This window comes from Flavobacterium sp. (assembly GCF_021151785.1).
GTDB lineage: Bacteria > Bacteroidota > Bacteroidia > Flavobacteriales > Flavobacteriaceae > Flavobacterium.
The window spans coordinates 1-18,477 of the sequence record NZ_JAGKWP010000015.1; the positions used below are offsets into that span (position 1 = coordinate 1).

The 18,477-nt window shown below is 32.3% G+C and carries 15 protein-coding genes; 12 read left to right on the plus strand and 3 right to left on the minus strand.

Features of this window, described 5'->3' with window-relative positions:
- Nucleotides 1-1,292: L,D-transpeptidase family protein (locus tag QZ824_RS02775; RefSeq protein ID WP_291274511.1), on the plus strand; the 1,292-nt coding region annotated here is incomplete at its 5' end.
- Here QZ824_RS02775 and QZ824_RS02780 read toward each other — a convergent pair.
- Nucleotides 1,281-2,027, minus strand: coding sequence for a murein L,D-transpeptidase catalytic domain family protein (locus tag QZ824_RS02780; RefSeq protein ID WP_291274512.1), 747 nt, complete (start codon nt 2,025-2,027; stop codon nt 1,281-1,283). The two genes, QZ824_RS02775 and QZ824_RS02780, sit on opposite strands and share 12 nt — an antisense overlap.
- Before the next feature lie 240 nt (nt 2,028-2,267).
- Between QZ824_RS02780 and QZ824_RS02785 the strand changes: the two genes are divergently transcribed.
- Nucleotides 2,268-4,700 carry a DUF5916 domain-containing protein gene (locus QZ824_RS02785; RefSeq protein ID WP_291274513.1) on the plus strand — a complete coding sequence of 811 codons (2,433 nt, stop codon included), beginning with the start codon at nt 2,268-2,270 and terminating at the stop codon, nt 4,698-4,700.
- A 139-nt stretch (nt 4,701-4,839) separates the two neighbouring features.
- Nucleotides 4,840-6,360, plus strand: coding sequence for a 2,3-bisphosphoglycerate-independent phosphoglycerate mutase (gene gpmI, locus QZ824_RS02790; protein ID WP_291274514.1), 1,521 nt, complete (start codon nt 4,840-4,842; stop codon nt 6,358-6,360).
- 39 nt (nt 6,361-6,399) lie between these two features.
- On the opposite strand, the gene yihA is transcribed toward gpmI, so the two are convergent.
- Together yihA and QZ824_RS02800 are read right to left on the minus strand one after the other, a co-directional pair.
- The gene (gene yihA / locus QZ824_RS02795; RefSeq protein ID WP_291274515.1) at nt 6,400-7,017 is read right to left on the minus strand and encodes a ribosome biogenesis GTP-binding protein YihA/YsxC; all 618 of its coding nucleotides are present in this window, start codon (nt 7,015-7,017) and stop codon (nt 6,400-6,402) included.
- Nucleotides 7,018-7,065: 48 nt separating this feature from the next.
- Nucleotides 7,066-7,821 carry an alpha/beta hydrolase gene (locus QZ824_RS02800; RefSeq protein ID WP_291274516.1) on the minus strand — a complete coding sequence of 252 codons (756 nt, stop codon included), beginning with the start codon at nt 7,819-7,821 and terminating at the stop codon, nt 7,066-7,068.
- A gap of 335 nt (nt 7,822-8,156) precedes the next feature.
- Here QZ824_RS02800 and mraZ point away from each other — a divergent pair, with 335 nt between their 5' ends.
- From mraZ to murG, 9 genes are read left to right on the plus strand one after another with little or no spacing between them, the layout of a single operon-like run.
- Nucleotides 8,157-8,633, plus strand: a complete 477-nt coding sequence (gene mraZ / locus QZ824_RS02805) for a division/cell wall cluster transcriptional repressor MraZ (RefSeq protein WP_291274517.1) — start codon at nt 8,157-8,159, stop codon at nt 8,631-8,633.
- Entirely contained in the window at nt 8,620-9,516 is an 897-nt protein-coding gene (gene rsmH, locus QZ824_RS02810; RefSeq protein ID WP_291274534.1) for a 16S rRNA (cytosine(1402)-N(4))-methyltransferase RsmH, read from the plus strand. Before mraZ ends, rsmH begins: the two co-directional genes overlap by 14 nt.
- Nucleotides 9,516-9,875: an FtsL-like putative cell division protein gene (locus QZ824_RS02815; RefSeq protein ID WP_291274518.1), complete on the plus strand. Its 360-nt coding sequence runs from the start codon at nt 9,516-9,518 to the stop codon at nt 9,873-9,875. Before rsmH ends, QZ824_RS02815 begins: the two co-directional genes overlap by 1 nt.
- Nucleotides 9,866-11,851 carry a penicillin-binding protein gene (locus QZ824_RS02820; protein WP_291274519.1) on the plus strand — a complete coding sequence of 662 codons (1,986 nt, stop codon included), beginning with the start codon at nt 9,866-9,868 and terminating at the stop codon, nt 11,849-11,851. The genes QZ824_RS02815 and QZ824_RS02820 overlap by 10 nt, the downstream gene beginning before the upstream one ends.
- Nucleotides 11,852-11,862: 11 nt before the next feature.
- Nucleotides 11,863-13,326 (plus strand): UDP-N-acetylmuramoyl-L-alanyl-D-glutamate--2,6-diaminopimelate ligase, encoded by a 1,464-nt coding sequence (locus QZ824_RS02825; RefSeq protein WP_291274520.1) that lies wholly within the window; start codon nt 11,863-11,865, stop codon nt 13,324-13,326.
- A gap of 33 nt (nt 13,327-13,359) precedes the next feature.
- Entirely contained in the window at nt 13,360-14,580 is a 1,221-nt protein-coding gene (mraY, locus tag QZ824_RS02830) for a phospho-N-acetylmuramoyl-pentapeptide-transferase (protein ID WP_291274521.1), read from the plus strand.
- Nucleotide 14,581: 1 nt separating this feature from the next.
- Nucleotides 14,582-15,916 carry a UDP-N-acetylmuramoyl-L-alanine--D-glutamate ligase gene (gene murD / locus QZ824_RS02835; RefSeq protein WP_291274522.1) on the plus strand — a complete coding sequence of 445 codons (1,335 nt, stop codon included), beginning with the start codon at nt 14,582-14,584 and terminating at the stop codon, nt 15,914-15,916.
- Between the two features lie 3 nt (nt 15,917-15,919).
- The gene (locus QZ824_RS02840) at nt 15,920-17,290 is read left to right on the plus strand and encodes an FtsW/RodA/SpoVE family cell cycle protein (RefSeq protein ID WP_291274523.1); all 1,371 of its coding nucleotides are present in this window, start codon (nt 15,920-15,922) and stop codon (nt 17,288-17,290) included.
- Nucleotides 17,290-18,387 (plus strand): undecaprenyldiphospho-muramoylpentapeptide beta-N-acetylglucosaminyltransferase, encoded by a 1,098-nt coding sequence (gene murG / locus QZ824_RS02845; RefSeq protein WP_291274524.1) that lies wholly within the window; start codon nt 17,290-17,292, stop codon nt 18,385-18,387. Before QZ824_RS02840 ends, murG begins: the two co-directional genes overlap by 1 nt.
- Nucleotides 18,388-18,477 lie beyond the last annotated feature (90 nt).

Here is an 18,477-nt window from a genome sequence, read left to right on the forward strand (position 1 = left end):
ATAATATTGAAATTAAAAGAGATTCTTTAGAAAAAGAAGAACTATTAGCCTATGATGTTTTGTTAACAGAAACATTTGAAAAATTAGCAACTCATTTTTACAAAGGGAAGGTGAACCCAAAAGAAGTTGCCCCTAATTGGGATTTGTTTGAGAAAAAAACAGCAGTTGCTAATTGGCTTGAAGAAGCTATTCCCACTAATAAAGTAGCAACCACGTTGAAAGGATTGCTTCCTAAACATTGGCAATACCAGCAATTGAAAAGAGCTTTAGTCGAAATAGATCAATTTCCAACAAGTACTTTTGATTCCATTCGTTTTATTAAAAAGATTACGCTAAATGATACATTGCCTACACTGAAAAAAATTAAGGAGCGTTTATTTTTTTGGAAAGATTATAAACGTAAAGATACGTTGTACACCGCTGTTTATGATACCATAACCTTCAAGGCAATGAAACGTTTTCAAACTAGACACGGATTGTTAGCTGATGGAGTTGTTGGAGCAAGTACAATCAAGGCGTTAAACTATAATAAAGAAACGAGAAAGCAACAAATTTTATCAAATTTAGAACGTTGGAGGTGGTATCCAAAAGATTTAGGGAAACAATATATTATTGTCAACTTGCCTGAATTTATGTTGCATTATGTAGTTGATCAGGATACAGTAGCAGAGCGAAAAGTTGTAGTAGGTAGACCAAAACGAATGACACCTGTTTTGTCTTCTAAATTATCTAATTTTGTTTTTAATCCCACTTGGACAGTTCCTCCTACTATAATAAAAGAAGATTTAGCCGTTGAAGCTGCTAAAAACAGGGGTTATTTTTCAAGAAGTAGAATCACAATATATAATTCAAAGAACCAAGAAGTTTCGCCTGTAAATTGGAATTCTAATAAGCCAAACAATTATAGATATGTGCAAACGCCTGGATATAATAATTCATTAGGATTGGTTAAATTTAATTTTCCTAATAGCCATTTGGTATATTTGCACGATACTAATCATAGAGAAATGTTTGCATACAACTATAGAGCATTAAGTTCAGGCTGTGTACGAGTTGAAAATCCAGTAGTATTAGCAAAACAAATTTTATCTTCTCAAGAAGGAGATCGATGGAAATCCGGTGAAGAAGTGGATAAAATCATTGCTAAAAAAGATACTTATATGGTAAAAGTAAAACAATCCATTTATATTCATCAACTATACTGGACATGTTGGATGAACAAAAACGGATTGCAATTTAGAGAGGATATATATAATTTAGATTTGAGGGTCTATTCAAAATTAAGAAGTTAATGAACCTTTGTTCATGTAAATTCTTGAAGGGTGATGAATGTAAAGAACGGACTGATTTTTTATTAGGTCAATTAGTTTTTTAGTGATGTTCATAGGTACAGCAGGGCATCCTTGACTTCTTCCAATGTAACCCTGAGTTTTAATTAAACTTTTGTTTACATATTCAGCCCCATGAACCACAACAGCACGTTCTCTTGCTTTGTGATTAATGCCATATTCTTGTCCGTCTAGTTTTAAAGATAATCCATGCTTACCCTTGTAAGTTTCACCTGTTAAATAAAATCCTAAACTACTTTTAAAAGAATTGTTTTCATTTGAAAATGATTTTGCAAATTCGGTACCTGAATTCATCCCATGTGAAACTAAACTTTGTAGTAGAACACGCTGAGTAGTCATGTCAATTACCCACATTCTTTCTTGAGTTGATGATAAACTAAAATCTATAATAGTTAAAATTTCATTTTTTACTCGTCCTAACTTTTTTAATTGTTCATAACCTTCAAATGCTTTAGTAAAACTCTCTAATGAAGGTAAAGAGTAAGTGCCTTTGTCAAGTGAATAAAAAAAGGCTTTAGAGACTATCTCAAAGTTAGTAGTTTTGTTTTCTGCAATTAGTTTATTTTGCTCAATAACTTTTACAGAATCATTAGTTATAGCTGGAGTTTTTACTGCTTTTGTTGTAGGCTTATAAGCTAATAAGCTTAAAAAAAGAAGTGGTAAAAATTTGTAACTCATTGATTTTTTAAGTTTTAAAAGTTTTTTTGGTTACGCCAAATATAGAAATTAATTTATTTAAAAAAAATATTTTTGTGTTTTTTAACGAAAAAAAAAGCATTTCAACGATATTTTATTTTCTTTAATGAATAGCAGTAAAAGTTTGGATTATATATAAATCTAAAACCTAATATTTTTTAAAGTGAAACAAAATCAACTTTTATACTACCAATAGTATGAATCACAATCATCAATTTATTCATGAAAACGTTTTATTCCTTTTTTTTCTTTATTTCTGGATTCATTTATACATTTGGGCAAGAAGCACAAATTGTCTTAGAGAAAAAGAAATTGCAAGCTAAACGATTGTCTTCTTCCATTAAACTTGATGGTAAACTTGATGAAGAAGTTTGGAAAACGGCTCCAATAGCAAATCATTTTTTTGGTTTCGAACCCGATAACGGAAAAATTGAACCCGATACACTCAAAACAGAAGTGAAAATCTTATATGATGATCATGCTTTATATATTGCAGCTACTTTATATGATTCACATCCAGATAAAATTTTAAAAGAGATTACCGAAAGGGATAATTTTGGTACGGCTGATTTTTTTGGGGTTTTTATCAATGGATTCAATGATGGTCAACAAGAGTATAGTTTTTTTGTGAGTGCAGCAAATGGACAGGCTGATTGTGTTAGAACATCTCAACAGGGAGAAGACTTTTCTTGGGATGCCATTTGGTTAAGTGAAGTGAAAATAACAGAGCAAGGGTGGCAAGTGGAAATGAAAATCCCTTATGCCGCTATTCGTTTCTCAAAGTCTGAAAAACAAGTGTGGGGAATCAATTTTTTTAGAGAAGTTAGACGTTTACGATACAAGTATACTTGGAATAAAGTAGATAATCGAATAGGCGCTTTTACACAACAAGCAGGATTGTTAGAAGGAATTGAAAATATTGAAACCCCCACTAGATTGTTTCTGATTCCTTATGCTTCTTATTATCTAAATAGTTTGCCTCATGAAAAAGGACAAGGGACTTTGAAAGGAGGAATGGATTTAAAGTATGGATTAACAGATGCTTTTACCTTAGACGCCGTTTTAATTCCCGATTTTGGTCAAACGAAATTTGATAATAAAATACTAAATCTAGGTCCTTTTGAACAAGTTTTTAATGAAAATCGCCCGTTTTTTACAGAAGGAACAGATTTGTTTAACAAGGCTGGTTTGTTTTATTCTAGGCGAATTGGTGCAGCACCATCTACTTATCCTGATCTTGGTCCAAATGAGGAGGTACAAGAGTATCCCTCAAGTGTAAAACTTTTAAATGCCTTGAAAGTTTCAGGACGTACAAAAGGTGGATTAGGTGTTGGTATATTGAATGCTGTCACTGAAAAAACAAATGTTACTGTAACTAATTCGTTAACCAATCAATCGCGATCTGTAACTGTAGAACCAATGGCTAATTACAATGTAACGGTTCTCGATCAACGTTTCAATCAAAATTCATCTGTTGCTTTTGTCAACACAAATGTAACCCGTAATGGTGAGTTTAGAGATGCTAATGTTTCTGCTTTGGCATTTGATTTGAATACTAAAAAAAACACATTCAATGCAAATGGAGCAATTAAATATAGTTACGTAAATGAATGGGGCAATCAAGATGCTAAAAAAGGATTTGTTAGTGAATTGTACTTGGCAGAAACATCAGGAAATATAAGGTATAGTTTTGGTGGAAATTATATATCAAAAGCCTTTGATAATAATGATCTTGGCTTAAATTTTCAAACCAATTATTATTCTTTCAATGGGAATGTGAGTTACCGAACTTTAAAACCTACTCAAAAATTAAATTCGTTTAGGATGAATTTAAATACTTATGGACAATTTAACAACGATTCAAATAATTTGCAAGAGCAAAGTTTAAATTTCAACATGAGTTTAACAAACAAGAAAAATCACGCCGCAGGTTATTCTATTACAGCACGAATTTTTGATGTTTATGACTATTATGATCCTCGTGTAGAAGGAAGGTATACCATTTATCCTAAATATTACAACACATCAGGTTGGATTTCAACAAATTATAATAATAAATTCGCATTTGATATTAATCCTTGGTATGGATTTGCTGAACAAAAGGGATGGTGGTTTTCAGGGGTTAATATCAGTCCAAGGTACCGATTTAATGATCGTGTCATGTTGGTCTATAGTTTTAATTATGGTGTAGATAGAAATGAATTAGGTTGGATTGATAGAACGGCTACGGATATTATTTATGCCCGAAGAGATAAGCAAACAATAGAGAATGGGTTGGAAGGTAAATATTCTATTAATTCAAGAATGAATTTTAAAATCAATTTCCGTCATTATTGGTCTTTTGCCGAAAATAAATCTACTTATCGCTTATTAGAAAACGGTAAGGTTGAAGATTTTGTGTATACAACAAATAAAAATTCAAATTTAAATCTATGGAATTTCGATTTGTCTTATAGTTGGTGGTTTGCACCCGGAAGTCAAATGTCCGTTTTGTATAGAAATAATGCAGCAGATTTTAATAGGAGTATTGATAAAAACTTTTCAAATAACGTAAAAGCAATTGTTAATCATGAAGTATTAAATCATGCTTTTTCTATAAGCGTGCGCTATTTTATCGATTACAATCAAGCCAAACATGTGGTAATTAAGTCTTAATTAAAATTTATGTTTTTCAATTTGGGGTTACTATATTATATATTTTAAATATTTTTTTATAATCGACTCTCAATTTCGTTGATATTATTTTATTCATTCAAACAAAAAAATAGTACTTTCGTTTTTAAATACAACGACCATGAATAAGAAAGTAATTTTAATGATTTTAGACGGTTGGGGGCATTCTCCTGATCCAAAGGTTTCGGCAATTGATCATGCAAATACACCGTTTATAGACTCACTTTATAGTAATTATCCTAATGCAGAACTAAGAACAGATGGATTAAATGTAGGCTTACCTGAAGGGCAAATGGGGAATTCAGAAGTTGGACATATGAATTTAGGAGCAGGTAGGATTGTGTATCAAGATTTAGCTAAGATTAATTTAGCTGTACAAAATAAAACTATGAGTCACGAAAAATCATTGCGTGATGCTTTTGAATATGCAAAAAACAAACAAAAGCCGATTCATTTTTTAGGTTTGGTTTCGGATGGTGGGGTACATTCGCATACTTCACATTTACGTGGGTTGATTGATGCTGCTCAAGAAAGCGGGGTTGAACAAATGTTTGTACATGCTTTTACCGATGGTAGAGATGTTGATCCAAAATCGGGAAAAAAATATATTGAAGATTTAGAAACTTATTTGCTTCATAAACCAGCTCAACTTGCTTCTGTAATTGGTCGTTATTATGCAATGGATCGCGATAAACGTTGGGAGCGTGTTAAGTTAGCTTATGATTTGATAGTCAATGGAGAAGGAAAGCATACAACAAATTTGGTAGCAAGTATTCAGGATAGTTATGATGAAAATACGACTGATGAGTTTATCAAACCTACAGTTAAAGTGGATTCGGCTGATCAGCCAATTGCTACTATTCGAGATGGGGATGTGGTGATTTTTTTTAATTTTAGAACCGATAGAGGAAGGGAATTGACTGAAGCTTTGTCACAGCAAGATTTTCATGAGCAAAATATGCATAAACTGAATTTGTATTATGTAACCATGACCAATTATGATGACACTTATTCTAATGTTCATGTAATTTATGATAAAGATAATATTACTAATACGTTAGGCGAAGTTCTTGCTAAGGCTGGAAAAAAGCAAATACGAATTGCAGAGACAGAGAAATACCCTCATGTTACTTTCTTTTTTTCTGGCGGTAGAGAAGAACCTTTTGAAGGGGAAACAAGAATTTTAAAAAATTCTCCTAAAGTAGCTACCTATGATTTAAAACCAGAAATGAGTGCGTTTGAGTTGAAAGATGCTTTGGTGCCCGAATTGCAAAAGGGTGATGTTGATTTTGTGTGTCTTAACTTTGCTAATGGAGATATGGTAGGACATACTGGTGTTATGGAGGCGGCAATAAAAGCTTGTGAAGCAGTAGATGTATGCGTAAAAGCAATAGTGGAAACAGCATTAGATCAAAATTATGTTACATTAGTTATTGCTGATCATGGGAATTGCGAAACAATGATCAATCCGGACGGGACGCCTAATACAGCACATACAACGAATCCAGTGCCTGTTATTTTAGTAAGTAATGATACTAGTTTGAAAATAAATAATGGTGTGTTAGGTGATATTGCTCCAACAATTTTAGAATTAATGGGTGTGGAACAACCTGAAGTTATGACACAACATTCGTTACTTTAACTAAGAAAAATAGAGCCTATTAGAAGATAGGCTCTATTTTTAAAATTGACTTCCACTATTTATTTCGTCATTAACAGTGTCTATATATTTCAAAATATCATCCCTTCCAGTTCCATCTTCTGATGAAGTAACAAAATATTGTGGCATTTCTTCCCAGTCATTGGCTAGTAAATGTTTTTTATAAGCAGCTACATTTTTTTGAACTTGTGTTTTACCTAATTTATCGGCTTTTGTAAAAATCAGGCAAAAAGGTATGCCGCTTTCACCTAAATAATTAATAAATTCAATATCAATTTTTTGAGGTTCTAATCGGCTGTCAATCAAGATAAAAGCGCAAACTAATTGTTCCCTAGTTTCAAAATAATCAGTAATAAATTTTTGAAATGTAGCTTTTGTAGATTTAGAAACACGAGCATATCCATATCCTGGTAAATCAACGAGAAACCAATTCTTATTAATTAAAAAATGATTGATTAATTGCGTTTTTCCAGGTCTTGCTGAGGTTTTAGCCAAGCTTTTATGTCTAGTTAACATATTGATTAAAGAAGATTTACCAACGTTAGAACGACCAATAAAGGCATACTCAGGTAAAAGGTCTTTTGGGCATTTACTTGCATCAGAATTACTGATGATGAATTCTGCTGTATTAATTTTCATAGTCTTATTGTAAATAAAAAAGCCACTCTAAAGAATGACTTTTATTAATTATAAATTCTTTTCTTTTAACCAGTGATGTAGTAATCTGTTAAACTCATCAGGGTGTTCCATCATAGCTGCATGTCCACAATGATCAATCCAATACAAACTCGAATTAGGTAATAATTTGTTAAATTCAACCGCTACTTCAGGTGGAGTTACTTTATCTTGTTTACCCCATATGATGCAAGTCTGGGTATGCATTTTAGGTAAATCTTTAGCCATGTTGTGGCGAATGGCACTTTTTGCAATTGTTAAAGTTTTAAGTAATTTAATACGATCATTAACTGTAGCAAATACTTCATCAACTATTTCTTTAGTAGCTACTTTTGGATCATAAAATACATCTTCGCTTTTCTTCTTAATGTATTCATAATCACCTCTTTTAGGGTAGCTTTCTCCCATGCCACTTTCATACAATCCAGAACTTCCAGTAATTACCAATCCCTTTACTAATTCTGGGTATTGTTTAGCAAAGTATAGTGAAATGTGTCCTCCAAGGGAATTTCCTAGAAGAATAACGCGTTCAAAACCTTTGAAAATCACAAAATCTTTTACAAATTTAGCAAAGGCTTTTACGTTTGTTTTTAAAATGCTTTGGGTATATAAAGGCAATTCAGGAATGACCACTTTATATCCGTTTTTAGGAAAATAAGTTGAAACCCCATCGAAATTGCTTAATCCCCCCATTAGTCCATGCAAAACAATAATTGGTGTTCCTTCTCCGGCTTCGAAATAAGTATATTTTTTTTCTTTCTTTAACATAAATTGATTTGTCTATCAAAAATTCAATTGTACGCAAATATAAGACATAATTAGTACAATTTTGACATGATAGTGGATAAAGTTTTTAATAGGTCAATTGGATTATAAAAGGTTAGTTTTCAACAGATTTGATTGCATAACTGTTTGTTTCTTACTTTTTTTAAACAGTTAATCAATATTTAAAAATAGCTTAAACTCTTGTTTTTTTATGCTTTTCAAAGATATATGGATTAAAGTTTATTCAGAAATGGAAAAACTTATTAACAAAGTGGTAATTAGTGGTAAAAAGTGGTAAATAATTTCTAAATTTGTAACATATAAAATTAAATTAAGGTTTGAACTCTTTTTTAGGTACATACGAATGTAAAGCTGATGCCAAGGGAAGGCTAATGTTGCCTGCGCCACTCAAGAAGCAATTAGGTGATCTTGAGGTCGGTTTTGTGTTGAAACGTTCTGTTTTTCAGCCTTGTTTAGAGTTGTATACTATGCAAGAATGGAATAAAGTGATGCAAAAAATTAACAAGCTGAATCGTTTTGTAAAAAAGAATAATGACTTTATTCGAGCTTTTACCGCAGGTGTTAAGGTGGTTGAAATTGATACTACGGGGAGGTTGTTAATTCCTAAAGATTTAATTGTGTTTTCTAAAATTGAAAAAGATATAGTATTGTCTTCTGCAGTTAATATCATAGAAATTTGGGATAAGGATTTATATGAAACCGCATTAGATAGTGCAATGATTGATTTTGCTGATTTAGCAGAAGAAGTAATGGGTAATCAAAACGATGACGAAGATGGAAATGGAATATCATAATCCAGTATTGTTACATGAAACAGTGGATGGTTTAAATATTAAACCTAACGGAGTGTATGTAGATGTTACTTTTGGAGGAGGAGGTCATTCAAAGGAGATTTTAAATCGATTGGGTCCTGATGGAAAGTTATTTGCTTTTGATCAAGATGAAGATGCCTTGGGAAATGCTATTCAAGATGATCGTTTTACATTGATAAATGAAAATTTCAGATATATAAAGCGTTTTTTGCGTTTTCATGGTATAAAAAAAGTTGATGGGATTTTAGGTGATTTTGGTGTGTCTTCTCATCAATTTGATGAGGCAGAACGTGGTTTTTCTACTCGTTTTGATGCAACATTAGATATGCGTATGAATCAAAAAGATGCCTTGTCTGCTTATGAGGTGGTGAATGATTATGAGGAGAAAGACTTGAAACGCGTGTTTGTAGAATTTGGTGAACTCAAAAATGGTGGGGCTATGGCAAATGTTATAGTAAACTACAGAAAAGATAAAGCCATCAAAAATACAGAACAATTAAAGCAAGTATTATCGAAGTTCTTACCCGCTCATAAGAGTAATAAAATTTTAGCTCAAATTTATCAAGCTATTCGAATAGAAGTGAATCAAGAAATTGAAGTATTGAAAGAATTCTTGGAGCAAACAGAAGAATTGTTGGAAACTGGCGGAAGGTTAAGTTTGATATCTTATCATTCGCTTGAAGATAGACTAGTAAAACGATTCATGCGAAATGGTATGTTTGAAGGTGAACCTGAGCGAGATTTCTTCGGGAATTTTGAAGTACCTTTTAAAACTGTTGGTAAGCTAGTAGTTCCTTCGGAAGAAGAAGTGGTACGAAATAATCGGGCAAGAAGTGCTAAACTGAGAATCGCAGAGAAAATATAATGAGCGGAGAGAATAGCATATATAGTTTATTAAAAGCAAAATTTTTAATTGAAGATGATGCTTTAAAGACATGGAAATTCATCTTGTTTTTGTTTACTCTTGCTATGTTGATGATTGCGTTTAATCATAATTATGATGAAAAAAATTATCGTATTACAAAGTTGAATAATGAAGTAAAAGAGTTGCGTTCCAAATTTGTGGATACTCGGTCAGCTTTGATGAAATTAAAAATGGAATCCACCATATCAAAAAAAATGGAATCACGACATATTTATCCGTCCTCTGTTCCTCCAAAAAAAATAGTAATCCTTAAACCAAAAGAAAAAAGTTTTATAGAACAATTAAAAATATGGGAGTAAAAAAAGAAAATACAAACTCTTATAGATTATTTACAGTAGCAGCAGCTGTGATAATCATTTCTATTGCTGTATCTGTAAAACTATTTAATATTCAGTGGGTAGAGGGAAAATATTATAGAGAATTAGCAAAGCAAAGAACAGTTAAAAATTTTGAAATTCCAGCAAATCGAGGTAATATTTACTCGGCAGACGGAAGTTTGTTAGCTACTTCAGTGCCTGAATATACTATTCGATTTGATGCTGTTTCTCCTTCAGAGGAACATTTTGAAAAGAACATTGAAGCACTTTCGGATTCTTTAGCACATTTGCTTAATAAGCCTGTGGGTTTCTTTCAGTCTGAATTAAGAAAAGCACGTGCTACAAAAAACAGATATTTTTTAGTGGCTAAAAAGTTAAGCTTTACCGACTATATGAAGGTTAAAAGTTTTCCTTTATTTAAACTAGGTCCGTTCAAAGGCGGAATAATTACAGAGCAAGAAACTGTTCGAAAACTTCCTGTAGGCTCAATCGCTGCACGAACTATTGGTTACAATACTGTCATTGCAAAAAAAGGTTTAGAGTATACATTTTCTGAATACATCAGCGGTAAAAGCGGCCATCGAATGATGCAAAAAATTGCAAAAAATCAATGGAAACCTATCCATGATAACAACGAATTGGAACCACAAGACGGTTATGATATTTACTCAACTATAGATGTTTATATTCAGGATATAGCACATCACGCCTTACTGAAACAATTGCAGTATTACAATGCAGATCATGGTTGTGTTGTAGTCATGGAAACTAAAACAGGTGAAGTAAAAGCTATTGCTAATTTGGGTAAAGTTAGAGATAGTGTTTATGCAGAGATATACAATTATGCGGTTGCTGAATCTCACGAACCAGGCTCTACTTTTAAATTGGTTGATTTAATTGCATTACTTGATGATAAAAAAGTTGACACAAGTAAAGTTTACGATTCTAATGGAGGTATTATTACAATTCATAACAGAAAAGTTAAAGATTCACATACAGGCGGATATGGGAAAATTTCGTTAGCTCGTGGTTTTGAAGTTTCTTCCAACACAGTTTTAGTTCAGGCAGTTTATCAAAACTATAAAAATAATCCAAAAGAATTTGTTGATCGAATAAATAAATATGGTTTGAGTAAACCCCTAGGAATTCAATTGAAAGGAGAAGGAAAGCCTGTAATTCCTCAACCAGGGGCTTCCAATTGGTATGGAACTACTTTGCCTTGGATGGCATTTGGATATGGTGTTTCAATTACTCCTTTACAAACACTAACCTTGTATAATGCTGTTGCAAATAACGGTAAAATGATTAAGCCCATTTTTGTTAAAGAAATAAAAGAATGGAATAAAAGTATTAAGAAGTTTGAAACAGAAACAATCAGTGCCAAAATTTGTTCTGATGAAACATTAGCTAAAGTTAGAAAAGTACTTGAAAATGTTGTAAAACATGGTACGGGTAAAAGTTTGTATTCTAAAGACTTTTCAATGGCTGGTAAAACAGGAACCGCTCAAGTAGATTATCATAAAGGAGACGGTAAAATGTATTACGCTTCTTCATTTGTTGGTTACTTTCCTGCAGACCAACCTAAGTATTCTTGTATTGTTGTGGTTCATAAGCCTAATGTGGCAGCTGGATATTATGGAGCAGATGTGGCTGGACCTGTATTTAAACGTATTGCACAAAAAATTTTTACGGATGTGCCGTCAACAAATAAGTTTAAATCGGTACGAGTAAAAAACAAAAAATTAGAAGCAAGTTATGCTGAATACAATAAACAATCTCAAGGTAGTTCTAATTCAATTCCAAATGTAAAGGGAATGGCCGGTATGGATGCCATATCGTTATTGGAAAATTTAGGGTTGAAAGTTATAATAAAGGGAATCGGTAAGGTAAAATCTCAGTCGATAAATCCTGGTTCAGGTTTCAAAAAAAACCAAGTGATTACGTTGGAATTGTCATAATAGGTAACAAAATGAAAAAGTTAAAAGAGATATTATACAAAGTACATATTGAAGCTGTTCACGGGAGCACTGATGTTCAGGTTAACAAAATTGAATTTGATTCTAGAAAAATAACCCAAGGGGATGTTTTTGTAGCTATCAAAGGAACACTTTCAGATGGGCATACATTCATTGATAAAGCAATTAGTTTAGGTGCAAAGGTAGTTGTGTGTGAGTCTTTTCCAGATGTATTTATAGATGGTATAACCTATGTTCTGGTAAATAGTTCAAACCAAGCTTTGGCATTTTTAGCTGCAAATTATTATGATAATCCTTCTCAAAAAATTAAATTAATTGGAGTAACGGGTACAAATGGTAAAACAACTATTGCTTCGTTATTATATCAAATGTTTAAAAAAGCGGGATATAAAGTTGGTTTGTTGTCTACAGTAAGGATAATGGTAGATGAAGTAGAATATAAGGCAACACATACAACACCAGATTCGTTGACAATTAATCACTATTTAAGTGAAATGGTGGCTACAGGATGCGCTTATTGTTTTATGGAAGTGAGTTCTCATGGAATACACCAGAAAAGAACCGAATCTTTATATTTTGAAGGTGGTGTTTTTACAAATCTTTCGCATGATCATTTAGATTATCATGCAACTTTTGCTGAATATAGAGATGTAAAAAAAGCTTTTTTTGATGGATTACCTAAAACCGCTTTTGCTATTACTAATGCGGATGATAAAAATGGAGCTATAATGCTTCAAAATACAATGGCAAGAAAGCGAACTTATGGATTGAAATCTTATGCCGATTTTAAAGCACAAATTCTAGAAAATCAATTGACAGGTTTGTTGCTTAAGGTAAACAATGAAGAGGTATGGGTGAAATTAATTGGTTCTTTTAATGCCTATAATGTATTGGCTATCTATGGTGTAGCGGTTGAATTGGGGATTGAAAGTCATGAAGCTCTTCGACTTCTTTCTGAATTAGAAAGTGTTTCGGGGAGATTTCAATATTTTATTTCAAAAGAAAATATTACTACAATTATCGATTACGCTCACACACCAGATGCTTTAGAAAATGTACTAAATACTATCACCGATTTTAGAACTAAAAATGAGCAGTTAATTACAGTTGTTGGTTGTGGTGGTGATCGTGATAAAACAAAAAGACCAATCATGGCACAAATTGCTGCTTCATTGAGCGATAAGGCGATTTTTACTTCTGATAACCCAAGAACAGAGGATCCTCAAGTAATTTTAGAGGAAATGGAGGCAGGTGTAGAAGGGCAACATTTTAAAAAAACACTTTCTATATTAGATCGTAAACAAGCTATAAAAACGGCTTGTCAAATGGCAAATAAAGGCGATATCATTTTAATTGCAGGCAAAGGACATGAAACTTATCAGGAAATAAATGGTATACGCCATGATTTTGACGATTTAAAAATAGCTAAAGAATTATTGACGCAACTAGAAAAGTAAACGAACCAAAATTAAACCATAAAACAAGTAAGTATGTTGTACTATATTTTTAAATACTTAGATCAAACCTTCGACATACCCGGAGCTGGTGTATTTCAATATATCACGTTCCGATCGGGTTTGGCAATCATTTTATCGTTATTGATTTCAACAATTTATGGTAAAAAAATCATTAATTTTTTGAGAAAACAACAAGTAGGTGAAACGGTTCGTGAACTTGGCTTAGATGGGCAAACGCAAAAAGCAGGAACTCCAACGATGGGAGGAATCATCATTATTTTATCTACTCTAATTCCAGTATTGCTTTTGGCAAAATTGGATAATATCTATATCATTTTGTTATTAATTACAACTATTTGGATGGGATTAATCGGATTTTTAGATGATTACATCAAAGTATTTAAAAAAGATAAAGAAGGCTTAAAGGGAATCTTTAAAGTAATTGGACAAGTAGGCTTAGGATTAATTGTGGGAACCGTTTTGTATTTTCATCCAGGAGTTACAATTAAAGAAGATGTAAAGCTTGAAAAACAGGGGATTCATAGTGTAATTAAATCCACTTCTCCTGAAATCAAGTCAACGGAAACTACTATTCCATTTTTAAAAGATAATACGTTTGATTATGCTGAAATTTTATCCTTTTTAGGAGATGGTTATGAAAATTATGCTTGGTTGATTTTTATTCCAATGGTAATTTTTATTATAACAGCAGTCTCAAATGGAGCTAATTTAACTGACGGAATTGATGGGCTTGCAGCAGGAACTTCAGCTATTTCAGTACTTACTCTTGGAATTTTTGCTTTTGTGTCTGGAAATATAATATTTTCTAATTACTTGAATATTATGTATATACCAAATTCTGGTGAAATGACTGTTTATATATCTGCATTTGTAGGGGCTTTAATTGGTTTCTTATGGTATAATACATATCCTGCAACAGTATTTATGGGTGATACAGGTAGTTTAACTATTGGAGGCATTATTGCAGTAATTGCGATTGCAGTTCGTAAAGAATTAATGATTCCTGTGTTGTGTGGAATTTTCTTAGCGGAGAATTTATCTGTGGTTTTACAAGTGAGTTATTTCAAATATACCAAAAAGAAATTTGGAGAAGGAAGACGTATTTTTCTAATGTCTCCTTTACATCATCATTACCAAAAGAAAGGGTATCATGAAAGTAAAATTGTAACACGCTTCTGGATTGTTGCTATTCTTCTAGCTATTTTTTCATTAGTGTCATTAAAACTAAGGTAACATGAGATTAGTAGTTTTAGGTGGAGGAGAAAGCGGTGTAGGTACAGCTATCCTAGGTAAGAAAAAAGGGTATGAAGTTTTTGTTTCTGACTTTGGTAAAATAAAAGAAAATTATAAAGAAGTTCTTTCTATTAACCAAATTCCTTGGGAGGAAAAGCAACATACGGAAGATTTGATTTTGAATGCCGATGTAGTTATGAAAAGCCCAGGTATTCCAGATAAGTCGCCAATTGTAAAACAATTAAGAGGAAAAGGAATTCCGGTAATTTCAGAAATAGAATTTGCAGCTCCTTTTACTGAGGCAATAACTATAGGTATTACGGGAAGTAACGGAAAAACAACAACTACGCTTTTAACATATCATTTGTTGAAACAAGGAGGGTTAAATGTGGGGTTGGCAGGTAATATTGGTAAAAGTTTTGCTTGGCAAGTTGCTGAGAACAAACATGAAGCATATGTGCTTGAACTTAGTAGTTTTCAATTAGATGGTATACTAAATTATAAACCACATATTGCTGTAATTACTAATATTAGTCCTGATCATTTAGATCGATATAATTATGATTATAGCTTGTATATCGATTCTAAATTCAGAATTACAATGAATCAAACAGCGCAAGATTATTTGATAGTAGATGCAGATGATGAAGCTATTTCAAATTGGTTAAAAAATAATAGTACAAAGGCAACCATTATCCCATTTTCAATTAAGAATAAATTAGAACAAGGCGGTAGTATAGACGCAGAAAACAATATAAATATCAACCTAAACCAAGATAATTTTACTATGGCAATTAATAAATTGGCACTTGAAGGAAAACATAACGTAAAAAATGCAATGGCAGCAACTACGGTAGCACAGTTAATGAAAATTAGAAAAGATACTATTCGAGAAAGTTTGACTAATTTTCAGGGTGCTGAGCATAGATTAGAAAAAGTGCTTAAAATTCAAAATGTACAATACATTAATGATTCAAAAGCCACTAACGTCAATGCAACTTTTTTTGCTTTAGATAGCATGACTACTCCAACCGTATGGATTGTTGGAGGTGTAGACAAAGGGAATGATTATGATGAATTAATGCCTTTGGTTCGTGAAAAGGTTAAAGGTATAATTTGCCTTGGTGTGGATAATAAAAAATTGGTTGATAAATTTGAAAACGTAGTTGAAGTTTTGGTAGAAACAACCTCAATGGATGAAGCGGTTAAAATCGCAAACAAGATAGCTGAAAAAGGCGATACTGTTTTGTTGTCACCGGCATGTGCTAGTTTTGATTTGTTTGAAAATTATGAAGATAGAGGACGTCAGTTTAAACAAGCGGTACAAAAATTATAATAAATGGAGCGATTAAAATTTCTTAGAGGAGACAAAACGATATGGGCCATGATTTGTTTGTTGGCTATAGCTTCGTTTTTACCTGTGTATAGCGCCAGTACAAATTTGGTCTATACAATTGGTAAAGGATCGACTCTTGGATATTTGTTTAAACATTTTGTTCATCTTGGAATAGGGCTTTTTATCGCATGGTTTGTACATAAAATGCACTATGAAAAGTTTAAAAAATTTGCAGTTCTTGGAATGCCTCTTGTAATTGCCTTGTTAGTTTATACTTTAACTCAAGGTAAAACCATTGGTGGTGCAAATGCAAGTCGTTGGATTGAAATTCCTTTTATAGGAATGTCCTTTCAAACATCTACTTTCGCTTTTATTGTATTAATGGTATATGTGGCAAGAACATTGGCAAAATTGAAAGATACTGATTATACATTTCAAGAATCATTAATCAAATTATGGCTTCCAGTAGGAGCGGTGTTGATTTTTATTTTACCAACTAACTTTTCTACTACAGCATTAATTTTTGCTATGGTATGCATGTTGGTGTTTGTTGGGCATTATCCTTTAAAATATTTAGGCTATATTTTTGCCATGGCTATTGCTGGATTGATGTTGTTTTTTTTATTAGCAAAAGCGTTTCCAGGAAATAAATTGTTTAGTCGTGTAAATACTTGGGTAAGTCGAGTTGAAAATTTTACAACAGACAAGCCAGGAGAAGATGATTATCAAATTGAAAAATCTAAAATTGCAATTGCTTCTGGTAAAATTTATGGATTAGGTCCAGGGAAAAGTGTGCAGAAGAACTTTTTACCTCAGTCTTCTTCCGATTTTATCTATGCCATTATAGTTGAGGAATATGGTTTATTAGGTGGTTTTGGTTTAATTTTTATCTACTTAATTTTGTTTTTCAGATTTTTAATTCGTTCTAATAAAGCGCCAAGTTTATTTGGTCGATTGTTGATTGTTGGTCTCGGTTTTCCTATTATTTTTCAAGCTTTCATTAATATGGGTGTTGCAGTAGAATTGCTGCCCGTAACAGGTCAACCTTTACCCTTGATTAGTAGTGGAGGTACTTCTATTTGGATGACTTGTTTGTCACTAGGGATAATTTTAAGTGTAACTAAAAAGGATGATGAAATAGCTGCTGATTTAAAAGAACAACAACAAAGAGAAGAAGCTTTACAGCGATTAATTGAAAAAGAAGTCGCGGTGATGAACGAGGAAGAATTCAATGAAGAAGCAAACGTAAATAAACAGAAAATAAACGATATGAAGTATTCAATAAGGGAATCTTTAAAAGAAGAGATAAATACGGAAGGTGATAGTTTGGTAAATGGACAGAACCCTATGAATGCTGTACTAAATAAAAAATAATGAAAAAGCCGAGATTTATCATAAGTGGAGGAGGTACTGGAGGACATATATATCCTGCAGTTGCTATTGCAAATGAATTGAAAGCTCAATATCCTGATGCTGAATTTTTATTTGTGGGTGCACAAGATAAAATGGAAATGCAGAAAGTACCACAAGCTGGGTATCCTATTGAAGGTCTTTGGATTGCAGGTTTGCAAAGAAAATTGACTTTGCAGAATGCGTTATTTCCAGTAAAATTGGCATCTAGTTTGTTTAAGTCTTTTCGAATTGTGAAAAAATTTAAGCCTGATGTAGTAATTGGAACGGGTGGTTTTGCTAGTGGAGCAGTATTGAAAGTAGCTTCAATGTTAGGAATTCCAACAGTTATTCAAGAACAAAATTCGTATCCTGGAATTACGAATAAGTTATTGGCCAAAAAAGCTAATAAAATATGTGTGGCCTATGAAAATTTAGAACGTTTTTTCCCAAAAGAGAAAATGATGTTGACCGGAAATCCAGTTCGAGAAGACTTGATTGAGGTAGGTTCAAAAAAAGAAGAAGCTGTTTCATATTTTAAATTAGATGCGTCAAAAAAGACCTTGTTAGTTTTAGGAGGAAGTTTAGGTGCAAGAAGAATAAATCAATTAATTGAGAAAGAATTGGATTTCTTACTTTCTAAAAATGTTCAAATACTATGGCAATGCGGAAAATTATATTTGAACGATTATGAGAAATACAATTCAAAAGGAAACGTACAAGTTACAGCATTTATAGATCGAATGGATTTGGTTTATGCGGCTGCTGATGTGGTAATTTCGCGTTCAGGAGCTTCATCAGTGTCAGAATTATGTATTGTAGGTAAACCAACCATTTTTATTCCCTCTCCTAATGTTGCAGAGGATCATCAAACGAAAAATGCGAAAGCAATTGTAGATAAAAATGGAGCGCTTTTGATCAAAGAAAGTGATTTAGATGTTCAATTTGAAACTGTTTTTTCTGTCTTAATTTCGAATGAAAATAAACAAATTGAATTAAGTCAAAATATAAAAAAATTGGCATTACCCAATGCGACGAAAACAATTGTTGAAGAAATTAAAAAATTGATTAAAAATAAATAGCAATTACAATGCTCAAAATGAATTATTGTGATTTAAATGTCACATTTCAAATTGAGTTTTTCATTATAATTGAATTTTGAAATCGCCATT

Bases quoted from the DNA above. Each gene is read 5' to 3' on its own strand.
- yihA (WP_291274515.1), bottom strand. From the start codon at position 7,017: ATGAAAATTAATACAGCAGAATTCATCATCAGTAATTCTGATGCAAGT.
- QZ824_RS02815 (WP_291274518.1), top strand. From the start codon at position 9,516: ATGAGCGGAGAGAATAGCATATATAGTTTATTAAAAGCAAAATTTTTA.
- murD (WP_291274522.1), top strand. From the start codon at position 14,582: ATGAGATTAGTAGTTTTAGGTGGAGGAGAAAGCGGTGTAGGTACAGCT.
- mraY (WP_291274521.1), top strand. From the start codon at position 13,360: ATGTTGTACTATATTTTTAAATACTTAGATCAAACCTTCGACATACCC.
- murG (WP_291274524.1), top strand. From the start codon at position 17,290: ATGAAAAAGCCGAGATTTATCATAAGTGGAGGAGGTACTGGAGGACAT.
- QZ824_RS02840 (WP_291274523.1), top strand. From the start codon at position 15,920: ATGGAGCGATTAAAATTTCTTAGAGGAGACAAAACGATATGGGCCATG.
- QZ824_RS02785 (WP_291274513.1), top strand. From the start codon at position 2,268: ATGAAAACGTTTTATTCCTTTTTTTTCTTTATTTCTGGATTCATTTAT.
- QZ824_RS02780 (WP_291274512.1), bottom strand. From the start codon at position 2,027: ATGAGTTACAAATTTTTACCACTTCTTTTTTTAAGCTTATTAGCTTAT.
- QZ824_RS02825 (WP_291274520.1), top strand. From the start codon at position 11,863: ATGAAAAAGTTAAAAGAGATATTATACAAAGTACATATTGAAGCTGTT.
- QZ824_RS02820 (WP_291274519.1), top strand. From the start codon at position 9,866: ATGGGAGTAAAAAAAGAAAATACAAACTCTTATAGATTATTTACAGTA.
- gpmI (WP_291274514.1), top strand. From the start codon at position 4,840: ATGAATAAGAAAGTAATTTTAATGATTTTAGACGGTTGGGGGCATTCT.
- rsmH (WP_291274534.1), top strand. From the start codon at position 8,620: ATGGAATATCATAATCCAGTATTGTTACATGAAACAGTGGATGGTTTA.
- QZ824_RS02800 (WP_291274516.1), bottom strand. From the start codon at position 7,821: ATGTTAAAGAAAGAAAAAAAATATACTTATTTCGAAGCCGGAGAAGGA.